This window comes from Pseudomonas sp. NPDC098747 (assembly GCF_044760045.1).
Classification (GTDB): Bacteria; Pseudomonadota; Gammaproteobacteria; order Pseudomonadales; family Pseudomonadaceae; genus Aquipseudomonas.
The window spans coordinates 18,901-32,191 of the sequence record NZ_JBIWAL010000038.1; the positions used below are offsets into that span (position 1 = coordinate 18,901).

General features: G+C 59.8%; 13 protein-coding genes. 6 read left to right on the top strand and 7 right to left on the bottom strand.

What is annotated here, in order from left to right; all coding sequences use genetic code 11:
* Positions 1-4 precede the first annotated feature (4 nt).
* Positions 5-463 (top strand): sigma D regulator, encoded by a 459-nt coding sequence (gene rsd, locus ACIQVE_RS20715; protein ID WP_402811566.1) that lies wholly within the window; start codon positions 5-7, stop codon positions 461-463.
* A gap of 57 nt (positions 464-520) precedes the next feature.
* Here rsd and ACIQVE_RS20720 read toward each other — a convergent pair whose 3' ends face one another.
* Complete coding sequence (locus ACIQVE_RS20720) at positions 521-1,186, bottom strand: FKBP-type peptidyl-prolyl cis-trans isomerase (protein WP_402811489.1); 666 nt, start codon at positions 1,184-1,186, stop codon at positions 521-523.
* Positions 1,187-1,378: 192 nt separating this feature from the next.
* On the opposite strand from ACIQVE_RS20720, the gene ACIQVE_RS20725 reads away from it, so the two are divergent.
* A complete protein-coding gene (locus ACIQVE_RS20725; RefSeq protein WP_402811492.1) occupies positions 1,379-2,461 on the top strand; it encodes an AlgP family protein in 1,083 nt (360 codons plus the stop codon).
* Here ACIQVE_RS20725 and ACIQVE_RS20730 read toward each other — a convergent pair.
* Positions 2,458-2,919 (bottom strand): TIGR02444 family protein, encoded by a 462-nt coding sequence (locus tag ACIQVE_RS20730; RefSeq protein WP_402811495.1) that lies wholly within the window; start codon positions 2,917-2,919, stop codon positions 2,458-2,460. The two genes, ACIQVE_RS20725 and ACIQVE_RS20730, sit on opposite strands and share 4 nt — an antisense overlap.
* Positions 2,920-2,969: 50 nt before the next feature.
* Here ACIQVE_RS20730 and ACIQVE_RS20735 point away from each other — a divergent pair, with 50 nt between their 5' ends.
* From ACIQVE_RS20735 to rhtB, 3 genes are all read left to right on the top strand, one after another.
* Positions 2,970-4,880, top strand: a complete 1,911-nt coding sequence (locus tag ACIQVE_RS20735) for an ATP-binding cassette domain-containing protein (RefSeq protein ID WP_402811498.1) — start codon at positions 2,970-2,972, stop codon at positions 4,878-4,880.
* Positions 4,880-5,461: a mechanosensitive ion channel domain-containing protein gene (locus ACIQVE_RS20740; protein WP_402811501.1), complete on the top strand. Its 582-nt coding sequence runs from the start codon at positions 4,880-4,882 to the stop codon at positions 5,459-5,461. The genes ACIQVE_RS20735 and ACIQVE_RS20740 overlap by 1 nt, the downstream gene beginning before the upstream one ends.
* Positions 5,462-5,581: 120 nt before the next feature.
* The gene (rhtB, locus tag ACIQVE_RS20745; protein ID WP_402811504.1) at positions 5,582-6,214 is read left to right on the top strand and encodes a homoserine/homoserine lactone efflux protein; all 633 of its coding nucleotides are present in this window, start codon (positions 5,582-5,584) and stop codon (positions 6,212-6,214) included.
* A 183-nt stretch (positions 6,215-6,397) separates the two neighbouring features.
* On the opposite strand, the gene ACIQVE_RS20750 is transcribed toward rhtB, so the two are convergent.
* The 5 genes from ACIQVE_RS20750 to ACIQVE_RS20770 all read right to left on the bottom strand — a co-directional run bounded on the left by ACIQVE_RS20750 (position 6,398) and on the right by ACIQVE_RS20770 (position 11,130).
* Positions 6,398-7,141 (bottom strand): penicillin-binding protein activator LpoB, encoded by a 744-nt coding sequence (locus ACIQVE_RS20750; protein ID WP_402811507.1) that lies wholly within the window; start codon positions 7,139-7,141, stop codon positions 6,398-6,400.
* A gap of 3 nt (positions 7,142-7,144) precedes the next feature.
* Entirely contained in the window at positions 7,145-7,732 is a 588-nt protein-coding gene (lpoB, locus tag ACIQVE_RS20755; protein ID WP_007911129.1) for a penicillin-binding protein activator LpoB, read from the bottom strand.
* Between the two features lie 36 nt (positions 7,733-7,768).
* On the bottom strand, positions 7,769-8,143 hold the full coding sequence (locus tag ACIQVE_RS20760; protein WP_042561692.1) for a YcfL family protein: 375 nt from the start codon (positions 8,141-8,143) through the stop codon (positions 7,769-7,771).
* A gap of 15 nt (positions 8,144-8,158) precedes the next feature.
* Entirely contained in the window at positions 8,159-9,553 is a 1,395-nt protein-coding gene (locus ACIQVE_RS20765) for a COG3014 family protein (protein WP_402811511.1), read from the bottom strand.
* Between the two features lie 203 nt (positions 9,554-9,756).
* Positions 9,757-11,130: a COG3014 family protein gene (locus tag ACIQVE_RS20770; protein WP_402811514.1), complete on the bottom strand. Its 1,374-nt coding sequence runs from the start codon at positions 11,128-11,130 to the stop codon at positions 9,757-9,759.
* A 167-nt stretch (positions 11,131-11,297) separates the two neighbouring features.
* Between ACIQVE_RS20770 and ACIQVE_RS20775 the strand changes: the two genes are divergently transcribed.
* Positions 11,298-13,193: an FTR1 family protein gene (locus ACIQVE_RS20775; RefSeq protein ID WP_402811517.1), complete on the top strand. Its 1,896-nt coding sequence runs from the start codon at positions 11,298-11,300 to the stop codon at positions 13,191-13,193.
* Positions 13,194-13,291: the final 98 nt, after the last annotated feature.

Sequence of the window (13,291 nt, forward strand, 5' to 3'; positions counted from 1 at the left end):
CGCCATGCTCGAAAGTTGTCAGAATGCTCAGGAACGTTGGGGTGGAGTTCATCTGCTGATCGACCGCTGGCTCCAGGAGCGCAAGGAGCTGATCGATGCCTACGATAATCTCGGCGCGGAGCCTCAGACCCTGTCCGAAAGCCGCAAGCCCTTGCAGGAATTCTGCGGCGTGCTGGTTGATTACGTATCGGCGGGACACTTCGAAATCTACGAACAGCTGACGGGCGAAGCCAAGGCGTTCAATGACGAGCGGGGTCTGAAACTCGCCGAGACGCTCTACCCGCGCATCGACGTCATCACTGAAAAGCTCCTCGCGTTCAACGACCTTTGTGATGAAGGAAAATGCGTTGTCGAGAAATTCAAAGAGCTCGGCGGCCTGCTTCACGAGCGCTTCGAGCTGGAAGACTGCCTGATTGAAGTGCTGCATACGGCGCACAAGGAAGAAGATTCGGTTCAGGCCTGATTGGCTTTGTTCAATAAAAAACGGTGCGCCACAAGCGCACCGTTTTTTTATGCCTGATCAACTCGTCGCGCCGCGCAATTCGACTTCAAATACCAGCGGCGTGAATGGCGCGATCAAGTCCCCGGCACCATCGGCGCCATAAGCCTGATCCGATGGAATCACCAGTCGCCATTTCGCTCCCACCGGCATGTTTTGCAATGCAGTGCGCCAGCCAGCAATGACGCTGTCGAGGTTGAACCATTGCGGCTGACTGTTCTGATCGAACACGGTGCCGTCCGGCAAGCGACCGATATACAGCACCTGCACTTTTCCATCGGGTCCGGCCTTGGTGCCTGTACCAGGTGCAAGCTCGGTGAGCAGGATGCCGTCGGCTAGTTCCTTCACTCCCGGTTTGGCTTTTTCCGCGGTGAGGAAGCGTTGTTCGTTTTCCATCGCGGCATCGCTTGATGGCTGCACATTGTGCTCGGCATTTTGCGATTCGTGATCGGCCAGAATCTGTTCGATCCGCGCTTCGCTCAGGGCCAGCGGCTTGCCTTGATAAGCCTGCTGCAACCCGTCAACCAGTGCTTGAATCTGCAATTGCGGGACTTCTTGGCGCAGCCGTTCACCGAGGCTGGCACCCAGGCTGTAGGCCAGATCATGAGCGTCGTTCGCGGTGTTTTTTTCGTCGGCGTGGGCGCTGGAAAAAATCATGCAGAGGGATAAAAAAAGGTAGCGCGACATAGGCACTCTCCGTCCTGAGATGCGCTGGATTATGCCAGCGCGAACGTCTGCAACGGTGAACTGCTTTTGACTTCGTGCAGAACATTTTCACTTCGGTGCAACGCAACGCAATTGATACTGTCAAGATGACCTAGCGGCGGTAGCAGCAGAGGTCTAGTATGAGCCGCACTCACGTCAGCCAGGAGGTAAACCATGTCGGCCACCAAGAAGCCTGTAAATACTCCGTTGCACTTACTCCAACAACTCTCGGGCAGCTTGCTCGAGCATCTGGAAAACGCTTGCTCGCAAGCCTTGGCTGATGCTGAAAAACTGCTCGCCAAACTTGAAAAGCAACGCGGCAAGGCGCAAGAAAAACTGCACAAATCCCGCACCAAATTGCAGGATGCAGCTGCCGCCGGTAAAGCCAAGGCGCAGACCAAAGCCAAAGGCGCAGTGAAAGAACTGGAAGACCTGCTCGATGCCTTGAAGGATCGTCAGTCCGATACTCGCAGCTACATTCTGCAACTCAAGCGCGATGCCCAGGAAAGCCTGAAACTGGCCCAGGGTGTTGGCCGTGTGCAAGAAGCGGTGGGCAAAGTGTTGACCTCCCGTGCCGCTAAACCTGCTTCGGCAGCCGCGAAGAAAACCGCAGCCAAACCTGCTGTGGCCAAAGCACCGGCGAAAACCGCTGCTGCCAAACCCGCTGCGAAGGTTGCCGCTAAACCGGCTGCCAAAGCACCAGTGAAAGCCGCAGCAAAAACTGCTGCAAAACCTGCAGCGAAAAAACCGGCTGCGGCGAGCGCTGCGAAACCGGCCGCTAAAACCACCGCTGCGAAACCCGCTGCACGCAGAACTGCTGCTGCAAAACCAGCCGCAACCAAAGCTGCTCCAGCGAAAACCGCAGCAGCAAAACCGGCTGCCAAGCCAGCAGTAAAACCTGCTGCTAAAACTGCCGCTGCAAAACCTGCGGCTAAAGTTGCCGCCAAGCCAGCTGCGAAACCAGCCGCCAAACCGGCAGCCAAGCCAACCGCGAAATCAGCTGTCGCGGCAAAACCGGCAACTGCCGCTGCCAAACCTGTTGCCGCTAAACCTGCTGCCAAGCCAGCCGCAAAACCTGCTGTCAAAAAACCAGTGGCCACCAAGCCAGTTGCTAAACCGGCGACCGCTCCAGCTGCCAAGCCAGCCACACCGGCTTCGCCAGCTGCACTTGCCGCCGCCTCTACCTCGACCACTTCGGCTGCGCCATCGCCAGCCGCTGCGTCGAGCATCAGCAACAACCCGAGCAGCGCTTCCTAAGTGCTGATCGCCGCGACGCGCAGCACTTGCAGCGCGTCGCGGTTCAGGTTGGCCGCCGAGCCAGCCAGTGCCTCCAGCCAGCCGATTGATCCCGCTTCGTTTCGCCCCCACACTTGAGCAACACCCTCCAGCCGCGACAGCAATGCGCGCTCGGCTTCCAGTTCCAGTGCTTTGACTTGTTCGCGCATGCCCTTCAACACCGCATCATTCAAAGCCCGTGCCTTCCATTGCATGCGCAGGGTTCGCAGCGGTTGCACAACCTCGATATCCCAAGGTCCGGTCAGCGCTTGAAGCTGCCCCGCACGCTGTTCATCACAGGTAGCACCGCGTTGCTCCAGCCACAAACCGCACAACAACAGGCACACGTTGACCCCCGCCGTTTGCAGTTGCAGGCAGGCATCTTCCACCCCCGGGCGGGCGTAGGTTGCAAGGGCAAAGCTCCACAGGTCAGAGGACATCGTGCTACTCGCGCTAGTTGTGAGCGAAGCTGGTAGACTCCGCCGCCATTATGATCCGACTTCAGAACCTGACTTTACAGCGTGGCCCGCAACGTCTGCTAGAAGACGCCGAGCTGACCCTGCACGCCGGCCACAAAGCTGGCCTCATCGGTGCCAACGGCGCCGGCAAATCCAGCCTGTTTGCCTTGCTGCGCGGCGAATTGCACCCGGACTCGGGCGATTGCCTGCTGCCGGCCGATTGGCGGATCGCACACATGCGCCAGGAGGTCGACACTCTCGAACGCCTGGCGGTCGACTATGTGCTCGATGGCGACCTGCGTCTACGCGAGGTGCAGCGTGACCTCGCCGTGGCCGAGGAAGCGCATGACGGTGTTGCTCTGGCGCGCCTGCACGTCGAACTCGACAGCGCCGACGGTTACACCGCCGACGCCCGTGCCCGCAAGTTGCTGGCCGGTCTGGGATTCACCAACGAACAGATGGATCGTCAGGTCGCAGATTTCTCCGGTGGCTGGCGGATGCGTCTGAACCTTGCGCAGGCATTGATGTGCCCGTCGGACCTGTTGTTGCTCGACGAACCGACCAACCACTTGGACCTCGACGCCATCATTTGGCTTGAGGACTGGCTGAAAAGTTACGGCGGTACTTTGCTGCTGATTTCCCACGACCGCGATTTCCTCGACGAAGTCGTCGATCACGTGGCCCATGTCGATCAGCGCAAAATCACCCTGTATCGCGGCGGCTACACCGCGTTCGAACGTGCCCGTGCCGAGCGTCTGGCCCAGCAGCAACAGGCCTACGAGAAGCAGCAGGCGCAGCGTGCGCACATGGAAAGCTACATCGCCCGCTTCAAGGCGCAAGCGACCAAGGCTCGTCAGGCACAGAGCCGAATCAAGGCACTGGAACGCATGGAAGAGCTGTCGGCGGCTCACGTTGATTCGCCGTTCGACTTTGTGTTCCGCGAGTCGACCAAGATATCCAGCACGCTGATCGATCTGTCCGATGCGAACCTGGGCTATGGCGACCGAACCGTGCTGGAGAAGGTCAAGCTGCAACTGACCCCCGGCGCGCGGATCGGTCTGCTCGGCCCTAACGGTGCGGGTAAATCGACCCTGATCAAGAACCTCGCCGGCGAGCTCGAACCGCTGTCCGGGCGCTTGACCCGCGGCGAGAACACCGTGGTCGGCTACTTCGCCCAGCATCAACTCGACTCGCTGGACGCCAAGGCCAGCCCATTGCTGCACTTGCAGCGTCTGGCGCCCACCGAGCGTGAACAAGCATTGCGCGACTTCCTCGGCGGTTTCGACTTCCGTGGTGCGCGGCTCGATGAGCCTGTGCTGAATTTCTCCGGTGGCGAGAAGGCGCGTCTGGCCTTGGCGTTGATCGCCTGGGAGCGGCCGAACCTGTTGCTGCTCGACGAACCGACCAACCACCTCGACCTGGAAATGCGCCTGGCGCTGACCATGGCGTTGCAGGAGTTCAGCGGCGCGGTGCTGGTGGTGTCTCACGATCGTCACTTGCTCAAGAGCACCACCGACAACTTCTACCTGGTTGCCGATGGCAAGGTTGAAGAGTTCGATGGCGACCTCGAAGACTACGCGCGTTGGCTGGTGGAATACCGTCAGCGCAATGCGCCGGTCAGTAACACCCCGGTCAACCCGGACAAAACCGACAAGAAGGCTCAGCGTCAGGCTGCTGCTGCGTTGCGTCAGCAACTGGCGCCGCACAAGCGCGAGGCCGACAAGCTCGAAGCCGAGCTGGGCAAGCTCCACGAGAAGCTGGCCAAGGTTGACGCCAGCCTCGGCGACAGCGACATCTACGAGCCTGCGCGCAAGAACGAATTGCGTGATTTGCTGGCGGAACAAGCCAAGCTGAAAGTGCGCGAAGGCGAACTTGAGGAAGCGTGGATGGAAGCGCTGGAGACGCTGGAAAGCATGCAAGCGGAGCTGGAGGCGCTGTCCTGATGGATGCGTTCAAGCTGCCGCTGCCGGCGATGTGGGTCGAGCCGATCTGGCTCGGCGTGCAGATTCTGCTGATCCTGCTCGCCGGTTACATCGCCCAGCGCTTTGTCGCCAGATGCCTGACCCGCCTGGGTGAACGCTATCCGTTTCCGCCGCAACTGTTGATGCCTCTGCGTGGTGTGCTGCGCTGGCTGATCATGGGCAGCGCGGTGATCTTTGTGCTGCAGCGCCTGGGCGTGTCTGCCACCGTGTTGTGGACGGCGCTGTCGGGTTTCGTCGCAGTGGCGGCGGTGGCGTTCTTCGCGATGTGGAGCGTGCTGTCGAATCTGCTCTGCGCGATTCTGATTTTCACCGTCGGCCCGTTTCGATTGGGCGATGTGGTCGAACTGGTCGACACCACTGACAAGCCTGGCGTCAAAGGCCGGGTGGTGGCGATCAACCTGCTCTACACCACGTTGATCGAGGCTGAGGATTTGGGCACGGGGAGCGCGATGGTGCAGGTGCCGAACAGCTTGTTCTTCCAGCGTTCGGTGCGGCGTTGGCGGGGGAGTGATGTGCTCCCGTTGAGCGGGTTCGAGAAGTAGGCTTAAAGATCTTTTGCTTCCGGTATTGAGTAGTCGCCTTTTCCCACAAAAAATCGATAGTCACTGGCGCCAAGTCGCATTAGCTTAGACGTCTGTCACGAGTCAGAGTCGAGGTGTGCGATGGAGCTTGAAACATGGCTGGCATTCTTTGCTGCTTGCTGGTTGATCAGCCTTACGCCAGGCGCGGGGGCTATCGCGTCGATGTCCAGTGGTCTGCAATACGGTTTCTGGCGTGGTTACTGGAACGCGCTGGGGCTGCAATTGGGTCTGGCCCTGCAAATCGCGATTGTCGGCGCCGGCGTTGGCGCGATCCTCGCGGCTTCCGCTACCGCCTTCTATGCCATCAAATGGTTCGGCGTCGCCTATCTCGTCTACCTCGGGATCAAGCAATGGCGCGCACTGCCCAGCGACATGAGCGATGACTCGGCTATTCGCCCGATTGGCAAGCCGTCAGTCCTGATCTTCCGTGGTTTTCTGGTCAACATGAGCAACCCCAAGGCGCTGGTGTTCATGCTGGCGGTGCTGCCGCAGTTCATCAATCCCCATGCGCCGCTGCTGATCCAGTATCTGGTGATCGGCGCGACTATGGTGTTTGTCGACCTGATCGTCATGGCCGGTTACACCGGTCTGGCGTCCAAGGTCCTGCGCCTGCTGCGCACCCCCAAGCAGCAAAAACGCATGAACCGCACCTTTGCCGGGTTGTTCATCGGCGCCGCAGCGTTCATGGCGACGCTGCGTAAAGCGGCGGTCTAAAACCGCCAGACACAAAAAAGGCGACCCCATGAGGTCGCCTTTTTTTGTGCCTGGCACTAACCTGTGGCGAGGGGATTTATCCCCGTCGGGTCGCGAAGCGGCCCCGCTTTTTAACTAAAAAAGCAGGGGCCTGCTGCGCAGTCCAACGGGGATAAATCCCCTCGCCACAGGTCATCCCAAGGATCAGTTCAAAATCACCGGCGCCGTATCGCGCGGCAAATTGTTGCGCTGCTGCGGCTCGCGCGGCTGCTCGTAACCGCCACCGCCGAGCTGTTGGCTCAGTTGCCCGGCGACGTCTTCGCCCAGCGCCTTCGACACCTCGCGCACCACCCGTGGGCGATTTAGCGAGATCTTGATGTCGCGGCCGTTCACCAGTTTGGTGTCCTGCGCTTCACCCATCGCCGTGAAGGCCGAAGTGATTTCGAAGGTCTTGGTGTTGATCAGGCTGAAATCCGCCACCAGCGTTAGGCCCAGTACTGCCGAATAGCTGTCGGTGTGCGCCAGCTCGTTCATGTCCTGGGTGAAGTCGATGTCCGACACGGTGCCGAACAGCACGTAGTCTGCACCCTTGAAGTTGCCGGCCTTGATCCGCTTGATCACGTCGTAGATGTCACCCTTGGACAACGCGGTGTAAGGCGTGCCCTGCACCAGCTGGAACATGCCGGTACGCAGGATTTCACCCTTGATGTCGCCGGTGAATTTGCGCAGCTCGGTCTGCTCGATGTAGCTGGTGGTGGCTTCGATCTCGTTATAGCTCGAAGAACCACTGGAACTGTAGTAACCCTCACGATAATTGCTCTGCGCCGAAACGATGTGGATGTATTGCTCCACACGTTCCTGATACGCCAGATCCGTCACCGCGACTTTCGGGGCCGCTTGCGCGCCAAACGCGCAAGCCAGGGCCATGATGCCAATCCATGTGCGCATTGATTAACGCTCCGTGGTTTTACGGATCTCTTTTTCGTCCATCCACTCGGCCAGACCGCTTTCAACGTCGATCAATTGCAGGCTGAATTTGTAGAAGACGTCCTTGTAGTCGCTGCTGCGCTTGACGATGGAGCTGATCGAGCCTTCGATGCGGTACTTGGCAGCGACCATGTTGCCGGTCTTGGCCACGGTGCTCTTCTTGTACAGACCGCTTTGGTTTTGCAGCTTGAGCTGGTCAACCTGGCTTTGCATCGCATTGTTGTCGCTGGCGAAGCGGGCAACGCCAGTTTTCATCAGCTGAGTCTTGATGCTGGTGGTGATTTCGCGGGTATCGATGTACTCGCTGGTCTTGTTCTTCACGTCGTAGACCTGAACCACCGGACGGCCCTGCAGAATGCCGGACTGAGCCAGCGAGCGGGTCATCGATTCGGCGATCATTTGCAGGTCGGTCGAACCAAATTCGTTGGTGACGGTTTCAACAGCCTTGGTGTCGCCGTAGCTGATGTTCTTGCTGCCCAGGGTTGGCGAGGTGTTGGCGCAACCGGAGGCCAGCAGGGCGATAACGGCGATGCAGGAGAAGCGTACAAACATGGCAATGTTCTCTAAAACAGGAATAGGGTGGCGGGCTTAAGGCGTCTTGATTTCCAGACGGAAGTCCACGGCTTTTGGCGTCGGAGCGATCGCCTGAATGAAGCTGGTCTGGGCGCCGTACATCATCTGGCTTTTCCAGACTTCTTCTTCGGCGACCGGGAAACCTTCCGCGCCGAGCCAGGCGAAGCGGTAATAGAAGATCTTGTTGCTGTTGAGGGTGTTGCTCAACTGCACGTTGACGGTCATGAAGCCGTTTTCGCGGGCGACGCGCATGGCGCCGACCACGATGTGTTTCTGCGGGCCCATGGCCACGACTTTGCTCGCGGCGCTGCCCGGCTCAGGTGGTGGCGGGGTGGCGCAGCCGCTGGCCAGCAAGGCGAGGGCGGCGACGGCGATGAGTTTGAAGCGCATGCAAAGACTCCGTTCTTAAGGTTGTTTGAGGCTGGCGACGTTGGTCGCTCTGACGCTCGGGATCACGTGGGCGGCGAGACCGCCAGCGAACACCTGATTGCCCACGGCGCGCAGGCTGATCACCTGATAACGCTGATCGACGGTGACCTTGACCACCGACCCGCCCACGGCGCTCGGCAGAGTGACTTGGTGTTCACCTTTCTTCAAGCGCAGACGCACCACTTGGGTGTTGTCCGGCAGGGTGCGCCACGTACGAGTATCGGCACCTTCGAGCACCGCTGAAGAAATACCTACCGCCAGACCGGCCAGTGGGTTGGTTTCGTTGATCTGCTTCTGCGCTACACCTTTGCTGATCGCGCGCACGGTTGTGCGCAGGATGATGCCTGGCATGTCATCACGCAGGGCGCGGCGGGACATGGCGGTGGTGCTGTTGAGGGCGGTCAGGTTGACTTGCTGGCCGTCGACACCGATCTGCGCGAACGGCGCGGTGGAGGTGTCCGCCTTGATGATCGGGAACGACAGCGGCGTGATCACCACGTTGTTGGAGATCGGCAATGGCAATGGCACGCGGATCGAATCGCGTGCCGGCGCCAGACCGCTTTGCACCACGATCAGGATGTCGCTGTCATCGCTCTTGGTCGGCTTATCGAGGTTGACCAGCGCCTGTTCCAGCAGCGGCGTGTTCGGCCGCAGTTCGACAGCCTTGCGATATCCCGGTGCAGCCAGATCTTTCTCACCCAGGGCTTCGTAGACGAAACCGGCCAGATAATGGCTGAACGCGCTCTGGTAGCTGTTTTTCAGGCTGACCACTTCCGGCGCATCGAGGCTGGCGACCGGGTAGCCTTGCAGATCCTTGTACTGAGTCTTGACGCCTTCTTTCTCGGCCTCTTCCTCGCTCTTGAGGTATTCCTTGTCACGCAGGTCGGCGATCACCGCTTCACGTTCGTGAGTTCTCTTGATCGCGGTGCGCGCGCCGTCGAAGTCGTTGACCGCGAGCAGGTTCAGGGCCATCTGCGTGGTCAGCATGACTTTTTCATAGTCGTAGCCTTCGTAGCGGCGGACCTTGTCGTTGACCACGAAGCTGCCGAACTGGGCGAGGTATTTACCGGTATCGAGCTTGACCGAATCTTCCCATTGGCCGACCACCTTGTCGGCGCTGGTCCAAGCATTCTGGCTGCCGGACAGATCGCCCTTGGCACGCAGCAACTCACCTTTCTCGAAGTAATAGAGCAGGTCTTTGTCGGGGCTGGTGTTGTTTTTTTCCAGCAGGGTCAGCGCGGCGTCGACATTGCCGGAAGCCAGTTGCTGGTTGGTCTGTGCCAGTTCGGAATCGTAGTTGCGAAATGCCGAACAGCCGGACAGCAGCGTGACGGCGCTGAGCGCGAGCAGAGTAGGAGCGCGGAATGCCATGGGGGTACTTCTTCCATGAGTAACGACAGCCCCGTGTGCGGGTCGGGCTGGTGGGACCGATCGACAGTGGCAATGGCCTCCTGCCAATTCCTCATAACCAGAGGAGCTTTTATGCCGCGTTGCGATAACGCGGGCGCGGCATTATAAGCGTGCGGTAGTGGCTATGTAATAGCTTTTTAATTGCACTGGTTATTTGTGTGCCATTACTTGGTTGGCACATAAGCGTTACCGACAAGGTTGGCCGTGACGCTCAAAACCCGCAGGTAAACCAACTGGTGATCGCGATCGATACGCCAAGTGGCCGGCGCCGCACCCGGGACATTCGGGGCGCTGAACAGATGATCGCCCTTTTTCAGACGTACTCGTGCGACCAGTGTCTTGTCTGGCAGGGTGCGCCAGGTTCGGGTGTCGGCTTCTTCGAAAGGGTCGTGCTGGGTGACCACCAGCGAGGCTTTGGCCGGATTGCGCTCGTTTTCCTGAGCCTGGGAGATAGCGGCCATGTTCGCGCGAAACATCGCCCGGGAAATGATCGCCGGCATGTCATCGCGTAACGTACGAAAAGCCATGTCGGTGACGCTGTTGATAACGGTCAGCGGCCGTTTACGGCCATCTACCACGATGTGGTCGAACGCTGGTGTGACGGTGTCCGGCACCATGACCGGGAGCGAGATCGGCGCGACAATCACCAGGTTTTCATTCAGCCGTACGGGGATCGGCACACTCACCGAACTCCGTGCCGGTGCCAGACCACTCTGAACGACGATCAGGACATCACTTTCATCCGCTTTGGCCGGGGACTTGTCGAGATTGCGCAGCGCCTGTTGGAGAAAAGCCAGGTCCGGGCGCAGTTCGATCGCCTGGCGGTAGCCCGGCGCGGCCAAGTTCCTTTCGCCCAGCGCCTCATACGCGAAACCGGCCAGATAATGGCTGAACGCGCTCTGGTAGCCGTTTTTCAATTCGATTACCGCCGGGGCATCCAGCGTGGCAACCGGATAGCCTTGCAAATCCTTGTATTGCACCGTGATGCCTTGAGCGCCGGCCTGCGCTTCAAGTTCTTCGTACTGGCGCTCTCGCTGGCGGGCAATCAGCGCTTCACGTTCGTGGGTTTTCTTGATGTCGGCCCGGGCGCCGTCGAAATCACTCTCGGCCAATTGGTTGAGGGCCATCTGCGTGGTCAGCATGACTTTTTCGTAGTCGTAGCCTTCGTATCGACTCAGTTTGTCGTTGACCAGCATGGTGCCCATTTCATAGGCGAACCGGTTGAGCAGCTTGCTGGCACCGGATGGCACGGCCTCTTCGCGCTGAAAGACCATCTGGTCGGCGCTGCGCCAAGCCTGCTGGCTCTGCGGCAGCGCGTTGGCGAAGCTCAGGATTGCGCCTTTTTCGAAGTAATAGAGCAGATCCTTGTCTTCCCACGGGTTGTTCCAATTCAGCAGGTCCAGCGCGCCCTGAAAGTTACCGCGCATCAATTGGTCATTGGTCTGCTGCATTTCCTGATCGTAATTGCGGTAAGCGGCGCATCCACTCAGTTGCAGGACGGCAACTATTAGCACTGAAGACAGCAGATATCGAAGCATGGGCAGCGGTTCTTCCTTGAGTTCAAAGGGCGTAGCGCGCCGGCATTATAGGGATGAGTGATAGCGTTGAGCAGAGGTCAGCGGCGCGCAAATCTGCGAGAAAGCTTGAGTGAATCGTCTTCGAAGTGAACAATATGTAACTTCGTATTTCCATTTGAGAATCCTTCATGACTGCCTCGTCCCGATTCCTGGCCTGGCTGGTGTTCCCGTTGTTTGCCCTGAGCAGCTTCAACCTGCTGGCCGACACCGTGGAAGGCGCGCCACAAGCGCTGCACCTGCTTGATTACATCAGCGCCGACTATCCGCCAACGGTAGCGGCGGGCAAAGTCATGGATGACTCCGAATACCGCGAACAACTGGAATTCACCCAAGCGCTGCAAGGCTTGATCGCCAACTTGCCGGCCAAGCCAGAGAAAGCCGCGCTGGAGCAGGGCGTCGCTGCGTTGCACGTAGCCATCAGTGCCAAGCAGGACGGCGCGGAAGTCGCCCGTCAGGCGCGGCAACTGGGCGCGAAACTGGCGGTGGCGTATGAAGTCAGCCAAGCGCCGATCATCACCCCCGACCCAACCCGTGGTGCGCCGCTCTATGCGCAGAATTGCTCGGTGTGCCACGGCGACACCGGCGCCGGTGATGGCCCGGCAGGCGTGGGACTGACGCCGGCGCCCGCCAACCTGCGTGATGCTGTGCGGATGGATCATCTGAGTCTGTACGCGATCTACAGCACGCTCGGCCAAGGCGTCGAAGGCACCGACATGCCGGCGTTCGCCGAGCAACTCGATGATCGTCAGCGTTGGGATGTGGCTACTTACATCGCTGGCTTCAGCGCCGATGCAGCAGCGGCCAAATCCGATAAGAGCTACAACATCGCCGATCTGGCGCGTCAGACACCGAACGAAGTGCAGGCCGCCGAAGGCCCGCAAGCCGCCGCGACCTTCCGCGCCCAGCGTGCGCAGCCGCCGCAGGTCAAGCGTGGCCCGGCGCAGTTGCTCGACTACACCGCTGCGACGCTGGACAAGAGTCTCGCCGCGTACCGCGCCGGTGAGCATGATCAGGCCTACGACCTGTCGGTGGCGGCGTACCTGGAAGGTTTCGAACTGGTCGAGAGTTCGCTGGATAACGTCGACGCCAACGTACGTAAGGACACCGAGAAATCCCTGATGGCCTATCGGCAGTCGTTGCAGGATGGCTTGCCGGTCGCGCAGGCCGAGCAGCGCTTGGACGCGGCCAAGGCGAAACTGAAAGAATCTGCCGGGTTGCTCGGCAGCGATGGTTTGAGCTGGTCGCTGAGCTACATCTCCGGCCTGCTGATTCTGTTGCGCGAAGGTCTGGAAGCAATTCTGGTGCTGGCGGCGATACTCGCGTTCCTGCGTAACACCGGTCAGCAATCGGCCGTGCGCAGCGTCAACGTTGGTTGGGGCCTGGCGTTGCTGGCTGGCCTCGGCACCTGGGCGCTGGCCGCTTATGTGATCGACGTCAGCGGCTCGCAGCGCGAGTTGCTCGAAGGCGCCACGGCGCTGTTTGCCAGTGTGATGGTGTTGTGGCTCGGCGTGTGGATGCACGACCGCCGGCACGCGGCGGCCTGGCAGGACTACATCAAGAGCGGTCTGGTTGGTGGTGGCGGGCGTTTCGGCTTTGCGATCCTTGCGTTCTTCTCGGTGTATCGCGAGTTGTTCGAAGTGATCCTGTTCTACGAAACCCTCTGGTTGCAGGCCGGTCCCGCCGGGCATAACGCGGTGCTGGCGGGCGGCGCGACGGCGCTGGTGCTGTTGGTCGGGCTGGCGTGGGTGATCTTGCGCGGTTCGGCAAAACTGCCGCTGACGTTGTTCTTCAGTATCAACGCAGCGCTGCTGTGTGCGCTGTCGGTGGTGTTTGCCGGGCATGGCGTCAAGGCGCTGCAAGAGGCCGGGATCTTCGGTACGCGGCCGGTGGCATTCTTTGAATTCGACTGGCTGGGGATTCATGCCGATGCGTATTCGCTGACCGCGCAGGCCGTGGCGATTCTGGCGATTGTTGTGCTGTATGGGCGCAGTTGGGTGGCCGAGAAGCGGCGGGTCGCCGCATAAGAGCATTCGCTGCGCTCACATTCGCGGGCAAGCCCGCTCCCACAGGTTTAGCGTTAACCTTGTGGGAGCGTGGCTTGCCCGCGATGCTTTTTGGGATG

Excerpts from the sequence above, each read along its gene's own strand:
- ACIQVE_RS20775 (WP_402811517.1), top strand. The coding sequence starts at position 11,298 with ATGACTGCCTCGTCCCGATTCCTGGCCTGGCTGGTGTTCCCGTTGTTT.
- ACIQVE_RS20720 (WP_402811489.1), bottom strand. The coding sequence starts at position 1,186 with ATGTCGCGCTACCTTTTTTTATCCCTCTGCATGATTTTTTCCAGCGCC.
- ACIQVE_RS20750 (WP_402811507.1), bottom strand. The coding sequence starts at position 7,141 with ATGCGCACATGGATTGGCATCATGGCCCTGGCTTGCGCGTTTGGCGCG.
- lpoB (WP_007911129.1), bottom strand. The coding sequence starts at position 7,732 with ATGTTTGTACGCTTCTCCTGCATCGCCGTTATCGCCCTGCTGGCCTCC.
- rhtB (WP_402811504.1), top strand. The coding sequence starts at position 5,582 with ATGGAGCTTGAAACATGGCTGGCATTCTTTGCTGCTTGCTGGTTGATC.
- rsd (WP_402811566.1), top strand. The coding sequence starts at position 5 with ATGCTCGAAAGTTGTCAGAATGCTCAGGAACGTTGGGGTGGAGTTCAT.
- ACIQVE_RS20730 (WP_402811495.1), bottom strand. The coding sequence starts at position 2,919 with ATGTCCTCTGACCTGTGGAGCTTTGCCCTTGCAACCTACGCCCGCCCG.
- ACIQVE_RS20770 (WP_402811514.1), bottom strand. The coding sequence starts at position 11,130 with ATGCTTCGATATCTGCTGTCTTCAGTGCTAATAGTTGCCGTCCTGCAA.
- ACIQVE_RS20735 (WP_402811498.1), top strand. The coding sequence starts at position 2,970 with ATGATCCGACTTCAGAACCTGACTTTACAGCGTGGCCCGCAACGTCTG.
- ACIQVE_RS20725 (WP_402811492.1), top strand. The coding sequence starts at position 1,379 with ATGTCGGCCACCAAGAAGCCTGTAAATACTCCGTTGCACTTACTCCAA.
- ACIQVE_RS20765 (WP_402811511.1), bottom strand. The coding sequence starts at position 9,553 with ATGGCATTCCGCGCTCCTACTCTGCTCGCGCTCAGCGCCGTCACGCTG.
- ACIQVE_RS20740 (WP_402811501.1), top strand. The coding sequence starts at position 4,880 with ATGGATGCGTTCAAGCTGCCGCTGCCGGCGATGTGGGTCGAGCCGATC.
- ACIQVE_RS20760 (WP_042561692.1), bottom strand. The coding sequence starts at position 8,143 with ATGCGCTTCAAACTCATCGCCGTCGCCGCCCTCGCCTTGCTGGCCAGC.